The organism is Micromonospora sp. NPDC049900 (assembly GCF_044461025.1).
GTDB lineage: Bacteria > Actinomycetota > Actinomycetes > Mycobacteriales > Micromonosporaceae > Micromonospora.
The window spans coordinates 550,781-564,063 of the sequence record NZ_JBITKM010000001.1 but is presented as its reverse complement, the minus strand read 5'-3'; the positions used below and the strand labels follow the sequence as shown (position 1 = coordinate 564,063).

General features: G+C 71.7%; 14 protein-coding genes and 1 pseudogene. 9 read left to right on the top strand and 6 right to left on the bottom strand.

Translation table 11 applies throughout. The features are described from left to right. Positions 1 to 54: 54 nt before the first annotated feature. Together groL and groES are read right to left on the bottom strand one after the other, a co-directional pair. The gene (gene groL, locus ACIBMZ_RS02670) at positions 55 to 1,698 is read right to left on the bottom strand and encodes a chaperonin GroEL (protein WP_396690362.1); all 1,644 of its coding nucleotides are present in this window, start codon (positions 1,696 to 1,698) and stop codon (positions 55 to 57) included. 70 nt (positions 1,699 to 1,768) lie between these two features. Continuing rightward, positions 1,769 to 2,083, bottom strand: coding sequence for a co-chaperone GroES (groES, locus tag ACIBMZ_RS02665; protein WP_089155197.1), 315 nt, complete (start codon positions 2,081 to 2,083; stop codon positions 1,769 to 1,771). Between the two features lie 710 nt (positions 2,084 to 2,793). Between groES and ACIBMZ_RS02660 the strand changes: the two genes are divergently transcribed. The 8 genes and pseudogenes from ACIBMZ_RS02660 to ACIBMZ_RS02625 all read left to right on the top strand — a co-directional run. Continuing rightward, positions 2,794 to 4,038: a methyltransferase domain-containing protein gene (locus tag ACIBMZ_RS02660; RefSeq protein WP_396690360.1), complete on the top strand. Its 1,245-nt coding sequence runs from the start codon at positions 2,794 to 2,796 to the stop codon at positions 4,036 to 4,038. Positions 4,039 to 4,133: 95 nt separating this feature from the next. Continuing rightward, positions 4,134 to 4,613 (top strand): Cys-tRNA(Pro) deacylase, encoded by a 480-nt coding sequence (ybaK, locus tag ACIBMZ_RS02655; protein WP_396690358.1) that lies wholly within the window; start codon positions 4,134 to 4,136, stop codon positions 4,611 to 4,613. Between the two features lie 197 nt (positions 4,614 to 4,810). Beyond that, the gene (locus tag ACIBMZ_RS02650) at positions 4,811 to 5,905 is read left to right on the top strand and encodes a sugar ABC transporter substrate-binding protein (RefSeq protein WP_396690356.1); all 1,095 of its coding nucleotides are present in this window, start codon (positions 4,811 to 4,813) and stop codon (positions 5,903 to 5,905) included. A 102-nt stretch (positions 5,906 to 6,007) separates the two neighbouring features. Next, entirely contained in the window at positions 6,008 to 6,826 is an 819-nt protein-coding gene (locus ACIBMZ_RS02645) for an ATP-binding cassette domain-containing protein (protein WP_396690354.1), read from the top strand. After that, the gene (locus ACIBMZ_RS02640) at positions 6,823 to 8,082 is read left to right on the top strand and encodes a sugar ABC transporter permease (RefSeq protein ID WP_396690352.1); all 1,260 of its coding nucleotides are present in this window, start codon (positions 6,823 to 6,825) and stop codon (positions 8,080 to 8,082) included. Before ACIBMZ_RS02645 ends, ACIBMZ_RS02640 begins: the two co-directional genes overlap by 4 nt. 28 nt (positions 8,083 to 8,110) lie before the next feature. Beyond that, positions 8,111 to 9,292, top strand: coding sequence for an ROK family protein (locus ACIBMZ_RS02635; protein ID WP_396690350.1), 1,182 nt, complete (start codon positions 8,111 to 8,113; stop codon positions 9,290 to 9,292). A 147-nt stretch (positions 9,293 to 9,439) separates the two neighbouring features. After that, positions 9,440 to 10,177, top strand: coding sequence for a DUF4142 domain-containing protein (locus ACIBMZ_RS02630; protein WP_396690348.1), 738 nt, complete (start codon positions 9,440 to 9,442; stop codon positions 10,175 to 10,177). Between the two features lie 17 nt (positions 10,178 to 10,194). Next, positions 10,195 to 10,506 (top strand): annotated as a pseudogene (locus tag ACIBMZ_RS02625) (copper resistance protein CopC); the annotation flags it as partial. 5 nt (positions 10,507 to 10,511) lie between these two features. On the opposite strand, the gene ACIBMZ_RS02620 reads toward ACIBMZ_RS02625, so the two are convergent. Beyond that, a complete protein-coding gene (locus ACIBMZ_RS02620) occupies positions 10,512 to 10,649 on the bottom strand; it encodes a hypothetical protein (RefSeq protein ID WP_396691039.1) in 138 nt (45 codons plus the stop codon). Between the two features lie 9 nt (positions 10,650 to 10,658). Beyond that, positions 10,659 to 11,306, bottom strand: a complete 648-nt coding sequence (locus tag ACIBMZ_RS02615; protein WP_396691037.1) for a hypothetical protein — start codon at positions 11,304 to 11,306, stop codon at positions 10,659 to 10,661. Here ACIBMZ_RS02615 and ACIBMZ_RS02610 point away from each other — a divergent pair. Then, the gene (locus ACIBMZ_RS02610; protein ID WP_396690973.1) at positions 11,206 to 11,982 is read left to right on the top strand and encodes a CopD family protein; all 777 of its coding nucleotides are present in this window, start codon (positions 11,206 to 11,208) and stop codon (positions 11,980 to 11,982) included. The two genes, ACIBMZ_RS02615 and ACIBMZ_RS02610, sit on opposite strands and share 101 nt — an antisense overlap. Here the strand turns inward: ACIBMZ_RS02610 and ACIBMZ_RS02605 are convergent. Together ACIBMZ_RS02605 and tsaD are read right to left on the bottom strand one after the other, a co-directional pair. Further along, on the bottom strand, positions 11,963 to 12,217 hold the full coding sequence (locus ACIBMZ_RS02605; protein ID WP_131056998.1) for a hypothetical protein: 255 nt from the start codon (positions 12,215 to 12,217) through the stop codon (positions 11,963 to 11,965). The two genes, ACIBMZ_RS02610 and ACIBMZ_RS02605, sit on opposite strands and share 20 nt — an antisense overlap. A gap of 14 nt (positions 12,218 to 12,231) precedes the next feature. Next, on the bottom strand, positions 12,232 to 13,278 hold the full coding sequence (gene tsaD / locus ACIBMZ_RS02600; RefSeq protein ID WP_396690346.1) for a tRNA (adenosine(37)-N6)-threonylcarbamoyltransferase complex transferase subunit TsaD: 1,047 nt from the start codon (positions 13,276 to 13,278) through the stop codon (positions 12,232 to 12,234). Positions 13,279 to 13,283 lie beyond the last annotated feature (5 nt).

Sequence of the window (13,283 nt, the reverse complement as noted above, 5' to 3'; positions counted from 1 at the left end):
ACGCGCGGGGCGCACCGTCGTCGACGATGCGCCCCGCGTCCGGATCTCTTCGGGTCAGAAACCCGGGCCGTGCTGGTGGCCGTGACCGTGGCCGTGACCGTGACCGCCCGCGGCGGGCTCCGGCTCCTTCGGCTTCTCCACCACGAGGCTCTCGGTGGTGAGCAGCAGACCGGCGATCGACGCGGCGTTGGTGACGGCGTTACGGGTCACCTTGACCGGGTCGATGATGCCGGCCTTGGCCAGGTCGACGTACTCGTCGGTGGCGGCGTCCAGGCCGGTGCCCCACTCGGCGGCGACGACCCTCTGCACCACCACGTACCCGTCGTGGCCGGCGTTCTGGGCGATCCACCGCAGCGGCTCGACGAGCGCCTTGCGCACGATCGAGACGCCGACCTTCTCGTCACCGGTGAAGCCCAGGTCGTCGTCGAGCACCGGCAGGATCTGGGCCAGGGCGGCACCGCCACCGGGGACCGTACCCTCCTCGACCGCTGCCTTGGTCGCGGCGATGGCGTCCTCAATGCGGTGCTTGCGCTCCTTCATCTCGACCTCGGTGGCCGCGCCGACCTTGACCACCGCGATGCCGCCGGAGAGCTTGGCCAGCCGCTCGGCGAGCTTCTCCCGGTCCCACTCGGAGTCCGAGGCCTCGATCTCCTTGCGGATCTGCGCGACCCGGTCGGTGACCTCGGTGGCCTGCCCGCCACCGTCGACGATCGTGGTGTTCTCCTTGTCGACCACGATGCGCCGGGCGGTGCCCAGCACCTCCAGGCCGACCTGGTCGAGCTTGTAGCCCAGCTCGGGCGCGACCAGCTCGGCACCGGTCAGGACCGCCATGTCCTGGAGCATCGCCTTGCGGCGGTCGCCGAAGCCGGGCGCCTTGACCGCGCAGACCTTGAGGGTCTTGCGGATCGCGTTGACCACCAGGGTGGACAGGGCCTGACCCTCGACGTCCTCGGCGATGATCAGCAGCGGCTTGTTGTTCTGGAGGACCTTCTCCAGCAGCGGCAGCAGCTCCTCGATCGCCGAGATCTTCTGCGTGGTGATCAGGATGTACGCGTCCTCCAGGACGGACTCCTGCGACTCCACGTCGGTGACGAAGTTCGGCGAGATGAAGCCCTTGTCGAACTGGAGACCCTCGGTCACGTCCAGCTCGGTGTGCAGGGCGGAGCCCTCCTCGACGGTGATCACACCGTCGCGGCCGACCCGCTCCATCGCCTCGGCGATCAGCTCACCGATGGTGGAGTCCTGCGCGGAGACCGTCGCCACGTGCGCCACGGCCTTCTTGTCGGAGACCTCGACGGCCTTGCCGAGCAGCGCCTCGGAGACCTTCGCGGAGGCCGCGTCGATGCCCCGCTTGAGACCGGCCGGGTTGGTACCCGCGGTGACGTTGCGCAGACCCTCGCGGACCATGGCCTGGGCCAGCACGGTCGCGGTGGTGGTCCCGTCGCCGGCGACGTCGTTGGTCTTGGTCGCCACCTCCTTGACCAACTGCGCGCCGAGGTTCTCGTACGGGTTGGTGAGCTCGATCTCCTTGGCGATGGTCACACCATCGTTGGTGATCGTCGGCGCACCGAATTTCTTGTCCAGGACGACGTTGCGCCCGCGCGGCCCGAGGGTGACCTTGACCGCGTCCGCGAGCGCGTTGACACCGTGCTCCAGCAGGTGCCGGGCGTCGTCCGAGAAGCTCAGGATCTTCGCCATGAATGTCCCTTCGACGCGAGGTTGCCCCGGCCCGGCGAGCCGGACCGGGGCAACGTCACTGATCGGTTGGTTACTTCTCGATGACCGCGAGGACGTCGCGGGCGGAGAGCACCAGGTACTCCTCGCCGGCGTACTTGACCTCGGTGCCGCCGTACTTCGAGTAGAGGACGGTGTCGCCGACGGAGACGTCGATCGGCACGCGGTTGCCCTTGTCGTCGATCCGGCCCGGGCCGACAGCGAGGACGGTGCCCTCCTGCGGCTTCTCCTTGGCGGTGTCGGGGATCACGATGCCCGAGGCGGTGGTGGTCTCGGCCTCGTTCGCCTGGACCACGATGCGGTCCTCGAGCGGCTTGATCGCAACCTTGGTCGCGGTAGTCACGGGCATACCCTCCTGGGGTACTTGGTTTCGTTACCGGTCGGCATGCCGACCGGCGTCAATTGCCACATGCCACCGGGCGGGGCCGTCGTCGCGGGTGCCGGTCCGCCTGGCGTTCAACCCCCGGGCACCAGGGCCCGGACGTTGGCACCCTCAGGGTGAGAGTGCTAATCGCAGGTTATTCCTCGGCTAGCACTCCGTCAAGGAGAGTGCCAACCCACCACCTCGTGTCGCCACTCTTTCCGCACTCTTGCCCGACGCCCACCTTCACCCCGGCCGCCCGGCACGCCTTCGTCACCACCCACACCACACGCTGCCGTAATCGGCGCTCCACCAGCCGCGATGCACCCCGTCGCCGGCCCCGCCTTCCCGCCACCCCGCTGCCCCGTCGCCCGTCGCCCGTCGCCCGTCGCCTCGTCGATCATGGAGTTGTGGTCGACGAAACGCCGCGATATGGGCATTTGCGTGAGCCATGAGTCCATGATCGGCGGAGCGACGGTGCGAGCCGCCGCATCGACGGGGCGATGGGCGGGCTGCTGCGTGATCGACGGTGGGCGGGATGCCGCGAACGCCGTCAAGGTCACGCTCGATCCAGGTTCGAGTGGCATCCAGGCGACTGCGAGACCACTCGAACACGGATCGAGCATGATCATGAACCGGACAGCGCCGCGGCGGGGGCGGGCGGGCCGGTGTCGGGGGCGGGTCGGAACAATGGGCGGGTGGATGTGGAGCAGTTCGCCGTGTTGCGTACCGACGAGGGGTCGGCGGCGCTCGACGCGGCGGGGCGGGTCGCCGGCGGTGACCCGCTGCACGCGGCGGCCACGCTCCGCGCGGCCGGGGTGCCGCCCGGACTGGCGGCCACGGCACTGACCCAGGCGGAGTTGCGCCGCCGCGCCACCGGCAAGTTCGGGCCGGAGGCAAGCGGCATGTTCTTCACCCGGCCCGGCCTGGAGCAGGCCACCCGACGGATCGTCGCGGACCGTCGGGCCCGACGACTGCGGGCCGCCGGGGTGGGCACCCTGGCGGACCTGGGCTGCGGTTTGGGCGCGGACGCGCTGGCCGCCGCGCGCGCCGGCATCCGGGTGTACGCCGTGGAGGCCGACCCGCTCACCGCCGCGCTCGCCGAGGCGAACGCGCACGCCGCCGGGGTGGCCGACCTCGTCTCGGTGGAGTGCGCCGACGCGACCACCGTCGACGTGACCCGGGTCGACGCGGTCTTCTGCGATCCGGCCCGCCGCCGGGCCGGCACCGGTCGCCGGATCTTCGACCCGAACGCGTACTCGCCGCCCTGGGACTTCGTCGTCGGGCTCGCCGAACGGGTGCCGCGCACGGTGGTCAAGGTGGCACCGGGGATCGACCACGCGCTGATCCCGGCCGGTGCCGAGGCCGAGTGGGTCGGCGTCGACGGCGACCTGGTGGAGGCGGCCCTCTGGTGTGGCCCGCTCGCCGAACACCCCCGCCGCGCGACCCTTTGTAAGGAAGGGCCCCCTACTAACGCCTCGTGCATAGCAGGGGTCCCCTCCTTACATCTCGGCGACGGGCCGCGCGTGCATCAGCTCATCGGACAGGGGACGGCGCAGGCGCCGGTCGGGCCGGTACGCAGGTTCGTCTACGACCCGGACTCGGCGGTGGTGCGGGCGCACCTGGTCGCCGAGTTGGCCGAAGACCTGGACGCCTCGCTGGCCGACCCGAGCATCGCCTACCTCTACGCCGACCGGGCCACCCCCACCCCGTACGCCCGCTGCCTGGAGGTGACGGACGTGCTGGCGTTCTCGCTCAAGCGGCTGCGGGCACTGCTGCGGGAACGTCGGGTCGGTCGGGTCGAGATCCTCAAGCGGGGCTCCGCGCTGGAACCGGAACGGCTCCGGCGGGACCTGCGGCTGGCCGGTGACCAGTCGGCCAGCCTGGTGCTGACCCGGGTCGCCGACGCCCCGACGGTGCTGGTCTGCCAGCCGGTGACCTGACCCGCCGGATCACCGCACGGCCAGCACCGCCCGCCTGCGGCCACACCGGACCCGCCGCTGGCCTGCCGGACGGTCGGCGGACTAGGTTGACGGGCATGGCGGGACGGGGGACGCCGGCGATCGCGCTGCTGGCGAAGCGGAGGATCACGCACCGCACCCATCCGTACGACGTCTCGCCGGACGCCGCCAACTACGGCGCGCTGGTCGCCGCAGCGCTCGCGGTCGCGCCGGAGCGGGTCTTCAAGACGCTGGTCACCGAGGTCGACGGCGCGCTGACCGTGGCGGTGGTGCCGGTCACCGGCGAGTTGGATCTCAAGGCCCTCGCCGCCGCCGTGGGTGGCAAGCGGGCGGCGCTGGCCGACCGCGCGGTGGCCGAGCGCGCCACCGGGTACGTGCGGGGCGGCATCAGCCCGCTCGGCCAACGCAGGCGGCTCCCCACGGTGGTCGACGGCTCCGCCCTGGCCCATCCGACCGTGTACGTGTCGGCCGGTCGCCGGGGTCTCCAGGTGGAGTTGGCGCCCACGGATCTCGTGACGCTGACCGAGGCCCGCACCGCCGCGCTGACCACCGGCTGACAACACCCCACCTGCGCACTCACCCGTCGCGGTCCGGCCGCGTACCGGGCGGGTGTCCTCGGCGTTGCTGAATTGTTACTGCCGACAACAAACTCATCGCCATCGCGCTCTTGTGCTGACGGGTGGGGCGCAATACGTTGCCGGACACAACAAAACAAACACCGATACCTTCCCCCACCCTCGAAAGGACCCTGCAGATGCGCAAGGGCTTCCTCGCCGTCGGCGCCGTGGGTCTCCTGACCCTCGGCTCCCTGACGGCCTGCGGCGACGACTCCGGCGGCGACCAGGCCGGTTCCGACAAGACCCCGAAGATCGGGGTGATCCTGCCGGACAGCAAGTCCTCGGTCCGGTGGGAGAGCGCGGACCGTAAGTTCCTGGAGGAGGCGTTCAAAGCCGCCAACGTTCAGTACGACATCCAGAACGCCCAGGGTGACAAGAACGCCTTCCAGACCATCGCCGACCAGATGATCACCAGCGGCGTCACCGCGCTGATGATCGTCAACCTGGACTCCGGCACCGGCAAGGCCGTGCTCGACAAGGCCAAGTCGCAGGGCGTCGCCACGATCGACTACGACCGCCTCACCCTCGGTGGCTCGGCGGAGTACTACGTCAGCTTCGACAACGAGGCGGTCGGCAAGCTCCAGGGCGAGGGCCTCGTCAAGTGCCTCACCGACGCCAAGGTGGAGAAGCCGGCGATCGCGTACCTGAACGGCTCGCCGACCGACAACAACGCGACCCTGTTCAAGAACGGGTACGACTCGATCCTCAAGCCGAAGTTCGACTCGGGCGAGTACACCCAGGCCGCCGACGACTCGGTGCCGGACTGGGACAACGCGCAGGCCGCCACCATCTTCGAGCAGCAGCTCACCAAGGCCGGCGGCAAGATCGACGGCGTGCTGAGCGCGAACGACGGCCTGGGCAACGCCGCCATCTCGGTGCTCAAGAAGAACAACCTCAACGGCAAGGTCCCGGTGACCGGCCAGGACGCCGACCCGCAGGGTCTGCAGAACATCCTCGCCGGTGACCAGTGCATGACCGTCTACAAGGCGGTCAAGCAGGAGGCGGACGCCGCCGCCGAGCTGGCCATCGCGCTGGCCAAGGGCGAGCGCAAGGAGACCGGCCAGACGGTCAAGGACCCGGAGAGCGGTCGGGACGTGGCCAGCGTCCTGCTCACCCCGAAGGCGATCTTCAAGGAGAACGTCAAGGACGTCATCGCCGACGGCTACGTGACCAAGGAAGAGGTCTGCACCGCCGACTTCGCCAAGCTCTGCACCGAAGCGGGCATCAGCTGACCCACCCGCCTAGGCGTCGCCGCCCGGCACGGCAACCCCGTGCCGGGCGGCGCGACGCCGCTGGACGGGCCCCGATCTCCCTCCGTGCCTAAGGAGAACCCCGTGTCCGCGACCCCACTGCTGGAGCTACGCGGGATCGACAAGAGCTTCGGTCCCGTCCAGGTCCTGCGCGACGTCGCCTTCGCCGCCTACCCGGGCGAGGTGACCGCGCTCGTCGGCGACAACGGCGCCGGCAAGTCGACCCTGGTCAAGTGCATCAGCGGCATCTACCCCACCGACTCCGGGGAGTTCGTCTTCGACGGCCGCCCGGTGCACATCAACAGCCCCCGGGACGCCGCCTCGCTCGGCATCGAGGTCGTCTACCAGGACCTCGCGCTCTGCGACAACCTCGACATCGTGCAGAACATGTTCCTCGGGCGCGAGAAGCGCAGCGGCATCGTCCTGGACGAACCGACGATGGAGCAGATGGCCGCGGAGACCCTGGCCGGGCTCTCCGTACGCACCGTCAAGTCGCTGCGTCAGCACGTCTCCAGCCTCTCCGGCGGCCAGCGGCAGACCGTGGCGATCGCCAAGGCGGTGCTCTGGAACAGCAAGCTGGTGGTCCTGGACGAGCCGACCGCCGCGCTCGGCGTCGCGCAGACCGCCCAGGTGCTCGAACTGGTCCGCCGGCTGGCCGACAACGGCCTGGCCGTGGTGCTCATCTCGCACAACATGAACGACGTCTTCGCCGTCTCCGACCGGATCGCCGCGCTCTATCTCGGCCAGATGGTCGCCCAGGTGCGGACCACCGACATCACGCACTCACAGGTGGTCGAGCTGATCACCGCAGGCCGTTCCGGCGGGCTCGGGCTCGCCGCCGAACCGGCCGTCAACGGCAACGGTGGAGCAGCCGCCGACGGTACTCCGGGAGGCCAGGCATGAGTTCCACCGTCGTCAAGCAGGACGGGCCGGCCGCCGTGGCGCCGGAACCCACCGTCGCCAGCCACGTACGCGGCTACTGGCGTCGGGTACGCGGTGGCGACATCGGCGCGCTGCCCGCCGTCGCCGGACTGCTCGTGCTCTGCACGATCTTCTCGATCATGCGTCCGAGCTTCCTCACCGCGGGCAACTTCGCCAACCTGTTCACCCAGGGCGCGGCGGTCACGTTGATCGCCATGGGTCTGGTCTTCGTCCTGCTGCTGGGCGAGATCGACCTGTCCGCCGGTTTCGCCAGCGGCGTCTGCGCGGCGGTGCTGGCCAACGTGGTGACCGTCCTCGGGTACCCCTGGTACGTGGCGGTGCTCGCGGCCGTGCTCACCGGCCTGGTCATCGGCACCACGCTGGGCTTCCTGGTCGCCAAGGTCGGCATCCCGTCGTTCGTGGTCACCCTCGCCGGCTTCCTCGCCTTCCAGGGCGTGGTGCTGCTGTTGATGGAGGAGGGCCGGAACATCTCGGTCCGCGACCCGGTGCTGGTGGCGATCGCCAACCGCAACCTGCCGCCGACGCTCGGCTGGGCCCTGGCCGCGCTCGCGGTCGTCGGCTTCGCCGCAGTGCAGTTGCTGCGGTACCGCAAGCGTGCCGCACGCGGCCTGATCAACGACCCGCTGGCCATGGTGCTGGGCCGGATCGGCATCCTGGCCGTGGTCCTCGGCGTCGCCGTCTACGTGCTCAACCTGGAGCGCAGCCGCAACGTGCTGATCAGCTCGCTCAAGGGTGTGCCGATCGTGGTGCCGATCATCGCCATCCTGCTCGTGCTCTGGACCTTCGTGCTCCAGCGCACCAGCTACGGCCGACACATCTATGCCGTCGGCGGCAACAAGGAGGCCGCGCGCCGGGCCGGCATCAACGTGGACCGGATCCGCATCTCGGTCTTCGTGATCTGCTCCACGATGGCGGCGATCGGTGGCATCGTGGCGGCGAGCCGGGCCAACTCGGTCGACCCGAACACCGGTGGCAGCAACGTGCTGCTGTACGCCGTCGGGGCGGCCGTGATCGGTGGAACCAGCCTCTTCGGTGGCAAGGGACGCGTCCTGGACGCGGTCCTCGGTGGCGCCGTGGTGGCGGTGATCGACAATGGCATGGGGCTGATGGGCTACAGCTCGGGCGTGAAGTACGTGGTCACCGGCGTGGTGCTGCTGCTCGCGGCCAGTGTCGACGCGTTGTCGCGACGACGAGCCTCGGCCACCGGCAACCGCTGATCCGCTGTACCGAAAGTAGTAAGCCCCGATGCGCGTAGGACCCAGCCAGGACGAGATCCGTCGACAGAATCTCGGTGCCCTGCTGCGCTACGTGCACCTGCACGGCGCCACCACGCGCGCCGAGTTGACGAACACGCTGGGCTTGAACCGGAGCACCATCGGCGCGCTCACCGCCGACCTCGCCGCCGCCGGCCTGGTGAGCGAGGGGGCACCGAAGGAGACCGGCCGGGCCGGACGACCGTCACTGGTCGTCCGGCCCGAGTCGGACCGGGTCTTCGCGTACGCGTACAGCATCGAGGTGGACCGGCTGCGGGCCGCGCGGGTGGGTCTCGGCGGTGCGGTGCTCGACCGCTGGGAGCTGGACCGCCCGCGCGGGCTCACCGCGACGGAGGCCGCCCCGCTGCTGGCCGGGGCGGTCAAGGAGATGCGCCACGGGCTGCCGCAGGGCGCGGTCTGCGTCGGGGCCGGGGTGGCGGTCTGCGGCATGGTGCGCCGCGACGACGGACTGGTCCGGCTCGGCCCGACCACCGGGTGGGTGGACGAGCCGATCGGCACCACCCTCGGCCGCGAACTCGGCGTCGACGTCCCGGTCACCGTGGGGAACGTCGCCGACGTGGCGGCCTTCGCCGAACACGCCCGGGGCGTGGCGTCCGGCTGTGACAACGTCATCTACCTCTACGGCGACGTCGGCGTGGGCGCCGGGATCATCGCCGGAGGTCGCCGCCTCACCGGGCACGGCGGCTACAGCGGCGAGGTCGGGCACATGGTGGTGACCCGCGACGGGGTGCGCTGCGAGTGCGGCAACCGGGGCTGCTGGGAGACCGAGATCGGCGAGCACGCGCTGCTGCGGGCCGCCGGACGCTCCGACGCCCGGGGCCGGGAGGCCATGCTCGCGGTCTTCGACGCCGCCGACCGGGGCGACGCCCGGGCCCAGACGGCGGTACGCCAGGCCGGCGACTGGTTGGGTTTCGGCGTCGCCAACCTGGTCAACATCTTCAACCCGGAGATGGTCATCTTCGGCGGCACCATGCGCGACCTCTACCTGGCCGCCGCCGCCCAGGTACGCAGCCGGCTCAACTCGAACGGTCTGCCCGCCTGCCTGGAACACGTACGCCTGCGGACGCCGAAGCTCGGCGAGGACGCCCCACTGGTCGGTGCCGCCGAACTCGCCTTCGACCGGTTGCTGGCCGACCCGCTCGACGTCGGCTGACCCGGCCGGACACGACCGTGAACCGCTTTCGGAACTGATGAACTGATCGGCCGCTCATTCCGTACCACTGTGCGCACGAGCGGCCGGCGGGGTGCCGTCCCGCCCGTCACTAGTCGATCGGTTCTCGTCCGAGGAGGCGCCGCAGACATGGCACCGCTGGATTCCGTTCGTCGCCGGCAGGGCACCCGGTCCCGTCGCCTGGCGGTGCTACTCACCACGATCGCCGCCGCTCTCGTCGGGTTGCCCGGTGTGGCCGCAGCCGCGCCCGTGGGGCAGCAGCTCGCCGCCGCCGACCAGGCTCTGCTCGACGGCGTACGTCTGGCCGGGCTCTGGGAGATGCCGGCCGGGCAGATGGCCGCCGAGAAGGGCCAGTCGGCGGTGGTCCGCGAGGTCGGTGCGGAGATCGCCCGGCAGCACGAGGAGTTGGACCGACTCACCGTGGAGGCCGCCAACAAGCTCGGCGCGACCATCCCGACCGTGCCGTCCGCACAGCAGCAGCAGTGGCTGACGGAGATGAAGAACGCCACCGGCGCCCAGTTCGACCAGATCTTCGTCACCCGGCTCCGGGTCGCCCACGGCTCGATCCTCCCGGTGGTCACCGCGGTCCGGGGCAGCACCCGCAACGACGTCATCCGGGACCTGGCCAACGCCACCAACAAGTACGTCAGCGACCACATGCTGATGCTGGAGAGCACCGGCCTGGTGCGATACGCCGAACTGCCGCCCGCCGTGCTGCCCGCCCCCGGCGAGGACGGACTGATCGCCGCCGCGCAGGCCAACTCCGCACCGGCGATGGGCATCAGCAACACCCTGATCTGGGCGATCTTCCTCGCCGCCCTCGGCACCGGTGGATTCCTCAGCTATCGGCTGTTGCGCCGCAGGTAACCAGCCGACCCGCACCGATGACTCCCCGTACCCGGGCCCTCACCCTGCTCGGGCTGGTCCTGGCCACCCTGTGCGCCGCCCTGGGCCCCACCGGCCCAGCGGCGGCGCACGCCGTGGTGGTGAACACCGCCCCGCAGCGCGACGAGGTGCTCCCGTACGCACCGCGCGAGGTGCTGGTCACCTTCAGCGAGTCGGTCGCACCGGTCGCCGGCCGGGTGCAGGTGCTCGCGCCGGACGGCAAGCGGATCAACATCGGTGACCCGGAGGTCCGCGACCGGACCCTGCGGATCATGCTGCGCGCCTCGGACCGGCCACTCGGCACGTACCTGGTCAGCTACCGCGTCATCTCGGCGGACAGCCATCCGGTCGCCGGCAGCTTCACCTTCGCCGCCGGGGCGCCGTCGGTGGCCCCGCCGCTGCCGGCCACGCCGGAGTCGGAGTCTCCGGCCGGGGTCCTGGTGCCCGCCGCCAAGTTCCTCGGCTATCTCGGGCTGCTGCTGGCCGTCGGTCCGCCGCTGCTCGCGGCCGTCCTCTGGCCACCCCGACGGTCCCGACGGGGTGCGACGGTGACGGCGCTGGTCGGGCTCGGCCTGGTCGCCGTGGCCACCGTGGGCACCTGGGTCGGGCAGGCCGCCCAGGTGGTCGGCGCGCCGGTCGGGCGACTCTCCCCCGCCGACCTGCGCGCCGTCGCCGACACCGACATCGGGCTGGTGCTGGCCGCCCGCCTGGCGCTGGTCGGGGTCGCCGCGGCGCTGCTGCCGGCGGTCACCCGGGGTACCGCCGGACGGGCCCGGACCGGCGCGCTGGCCGCGGTCGGCGTGGGCGGGGCGGTCACCTGGCCGCTCGCCGGGCATCCGGTCGCCGCACCGGTGCCGCCGGTGAGCATCGTGCTGACCACCGTGCACGTGGTCGGGGTGGTCGTCTGGCTGGGTGGGCTGCTCACCCTCACCGTGTTCCTGCTCCGGGGCACCCACGAGCGGGTTCTCGCCCGCATCCTGCCGGCCTGGTCGAGGTGGGCCACGCTGGCCGTGGCCTGGCTGGTCACCGCCGGTGTGCTCCAGGCCGCGATCGAACTCGGTCGACCGGCGGCGCTGTTCGGCACCGCGTACGGTCGCCTGCTCTGCGCCAAGGCCGCGTTGCTCGCGGCCGTGCTGGCGATCGCGGCCTGGCAGCGCCGCCTGATCCGGCGGCGGGCCGGCGGCCGGCCCCCCCCCCGGGGGGGCGGGGGGGCGGGGGGGCGCACGGGGGGGGCGGGGGGGGGCGGGGGGGGGCCCCGGCCCCCCCCCCCGGGGGGGGCGCCCCCCCCCCGCCCGCCCCCGCTGGGTCGCCCGGGCGGCCGGCGGCGAACTCGCGGTGACCGCGGTGGTCCTGGCGCTGACCGCGGTCCTGGTACAGACGCCGCCGGGGCGTACGGACGGCGCGACCCCGGACGGCGTCACCCGGGACGGTGTCGCCCAGTCGTTGACCACCAGCATCTTCGTGGTGCAGTTCGACATCTACCCGGCCGCCCCGAACACGGCGAACAGCCTGCACGCGTACGTCTACACGCCGGAGGGCAGGGAGCTGCCGGTGGCGGAGTGGAGTGTCACCGCCGCCCTGCCGGAGGCGGGTGTCGAGCCGATCGCGATCGACGTGGTCAGCCTGGAACCACACCACGGCAGCGCCGAGATCCAGTTCCCGCTGGCCGGCGAGTGGACGCTGCGGATCAGCGCCCGGACCAGCGACATCGACCGGGCCACCGCGACCACCACGGTGACCATCCGCTGACCGTGGTGGCGCTGCGGGTCAGCGGTCGACCTGGGTGAAGTCCCAGGAGTGCGGCGGCCGGGCGAGCAGCATCACCGGCGGCTCGGGCAGCGGCCGGGGACTGCTGCGCCACTTCGAGATCACCACCACCCGGTGGTCGGTGGAGGAGAACACCTCGCTGGACAGGTGCAGCGGGTCGTGCTCGAACTCGGGTAGGGCGCTGTCGCAGACCCAGGTGATCAACTCGGCGAGCGCGTACGGCTCCGCCCGCGCCTCCCACATCCGTACGATCACGTCGCCGTCCTCCCTCACACGCTGACCGTGGTCAGCGGCATCGCCGAATCCGCGGGCAGGTCGAGCCGGCTCGGCGCGACCCCCGAGGCGACCAGGTGCGAGCCGAGAGCCGCCACCATCGCGCCGTTGTCGGTGCACAGTCCCGGCCGGGGTACGCGTACCCGGATGCCCGCTCGCGCGGCCCGCTGCTCGGCCAGCGCCCGCAACCGGGAGTTGGCCGCCACTCCCCCGCCGATCACCAGGGTCTCCACGCCACTGCTGCGGCAGGCGTCCAGTGCCTTGGTGACCAGCACGTCGCAGACCGCCTCCTGGAACGACGCGGCCACGTCGGCCACCGGCACCGGTTCACCGGCGCGTTGCCGCGCCTCCACCCACCGGGCCACTGCGGTCTTCAACCCGGAGAAGGAGAAGTCGTACCGGTGCGCGGCCAGATCCTTGGCGGCGGTCAGGCCGCGTGGGAACGCGATCGACGCCGGGTCGCCCTCCCGCGCCTGCCGGTCGATGTACGGTCCGCCGGGAAACGGCAGGCCGAGCAGCCGGGCGACCTTGTCGAAAGCCTCCCCGGCCGCGTCGTCGATGGTCGCGCCCAGCGGGGTGACGCCGTGGGCCAGGTCGTCGACGAGCAGCAGCGACGAGTGGCCGCCGGAGACCAGCAACGCGATCGCCGGCTCGGGCAGCGGCCCGTGCTCCAGCGTGTCCACCGCCACGTGGGCGGCCAGGTGGTTGACCCCGTAGACGGGCTTCTCGGCGGCGACCGCGTACCCCTTGGCCGCGGCCACCCCGACCAGCAGCGCACCGGCCAGCCCGGGGCCGGCGGTGACCGCGATCGCGTCGATGTCGGCGAGGGTCACCCCGGCCTCGGTCAGCGCCCGCCGCATGGTCGGCACGATCGCCTCCAGGTGCGCCCGGCTGGCCACCTCGGGCACCACCCCGCCGAACCGGGCGTGCTGGTCCACGCTGGACGCGAGCGCGTCGGCGAGCAGGGTGTGCCCGCGTACGATGCCGACGCCGGTCTCGTCGCACGAGGTCTCGATGCCGAGGATCAGTGGTTCGTCAGCCATGGTTC

Excerpts from the sequence above, each read along its gene's own strand:
- groL (WP_396690362.1), bottom strand. The coding sequence starts at position 1,698 with ATGGCGAAGATCCTGAGCTTCTCGGACGACGCCCGGCACCTGCTGGAG.
- groES (WP_089155197.1), bottom strand. The coding sequence starts at position 2,083 with ATGCCCGTGACTACCGCGACCAAGGTTGCGATCAAGCCGCTCGAGGAC.
- ybaK (WP_396690358.1), top strand. The coding sequence starts at position 4,134 with ATGGCGGGACGGGGGACGCCGGCGATCGCGCTGCTGGCGAAGCGGAGG.
- ACIBMZ_RS02650 (WP_396690356.1), top strand. The coding sequence starts at position 4,811 with ATGCGCAAGGGCTTCCTCGCCGTCGGCGCCGTGGGTCTCCTGACCCTC.
- ACIBMZ_RS02640 (WP_396690352.1), top strand. The coding sequence starts at position 6,823 with ATGAGTTCCACCGTCGTCAAGCAGGACGGGCCGGCCGCCGTGGCGCCG.
- ACIBMZ_RS02635 (WP_396690350.1), top strand. The coding sequence starts at position 8,111 with ATGCGCGTAGGACCCAGCCAGGACGAGATCCGTCGACAGAATCTCGGT.
- ACIBMZ_RS02630 (WP_396690348.1), top strand. The coding sequence starts at position 9,440 with ATGGCACCGCTGGATTCCGTTCGTCGCCGGCAGGGCACCCGGTCCCGT.
- tsaD (WP_396690346.1), bottom strand. The coding sequence starts at position 13,278 with ATGGCTGACGAACCACTGATCCTCGGCATCGAGACCTCGTGCGACGAG.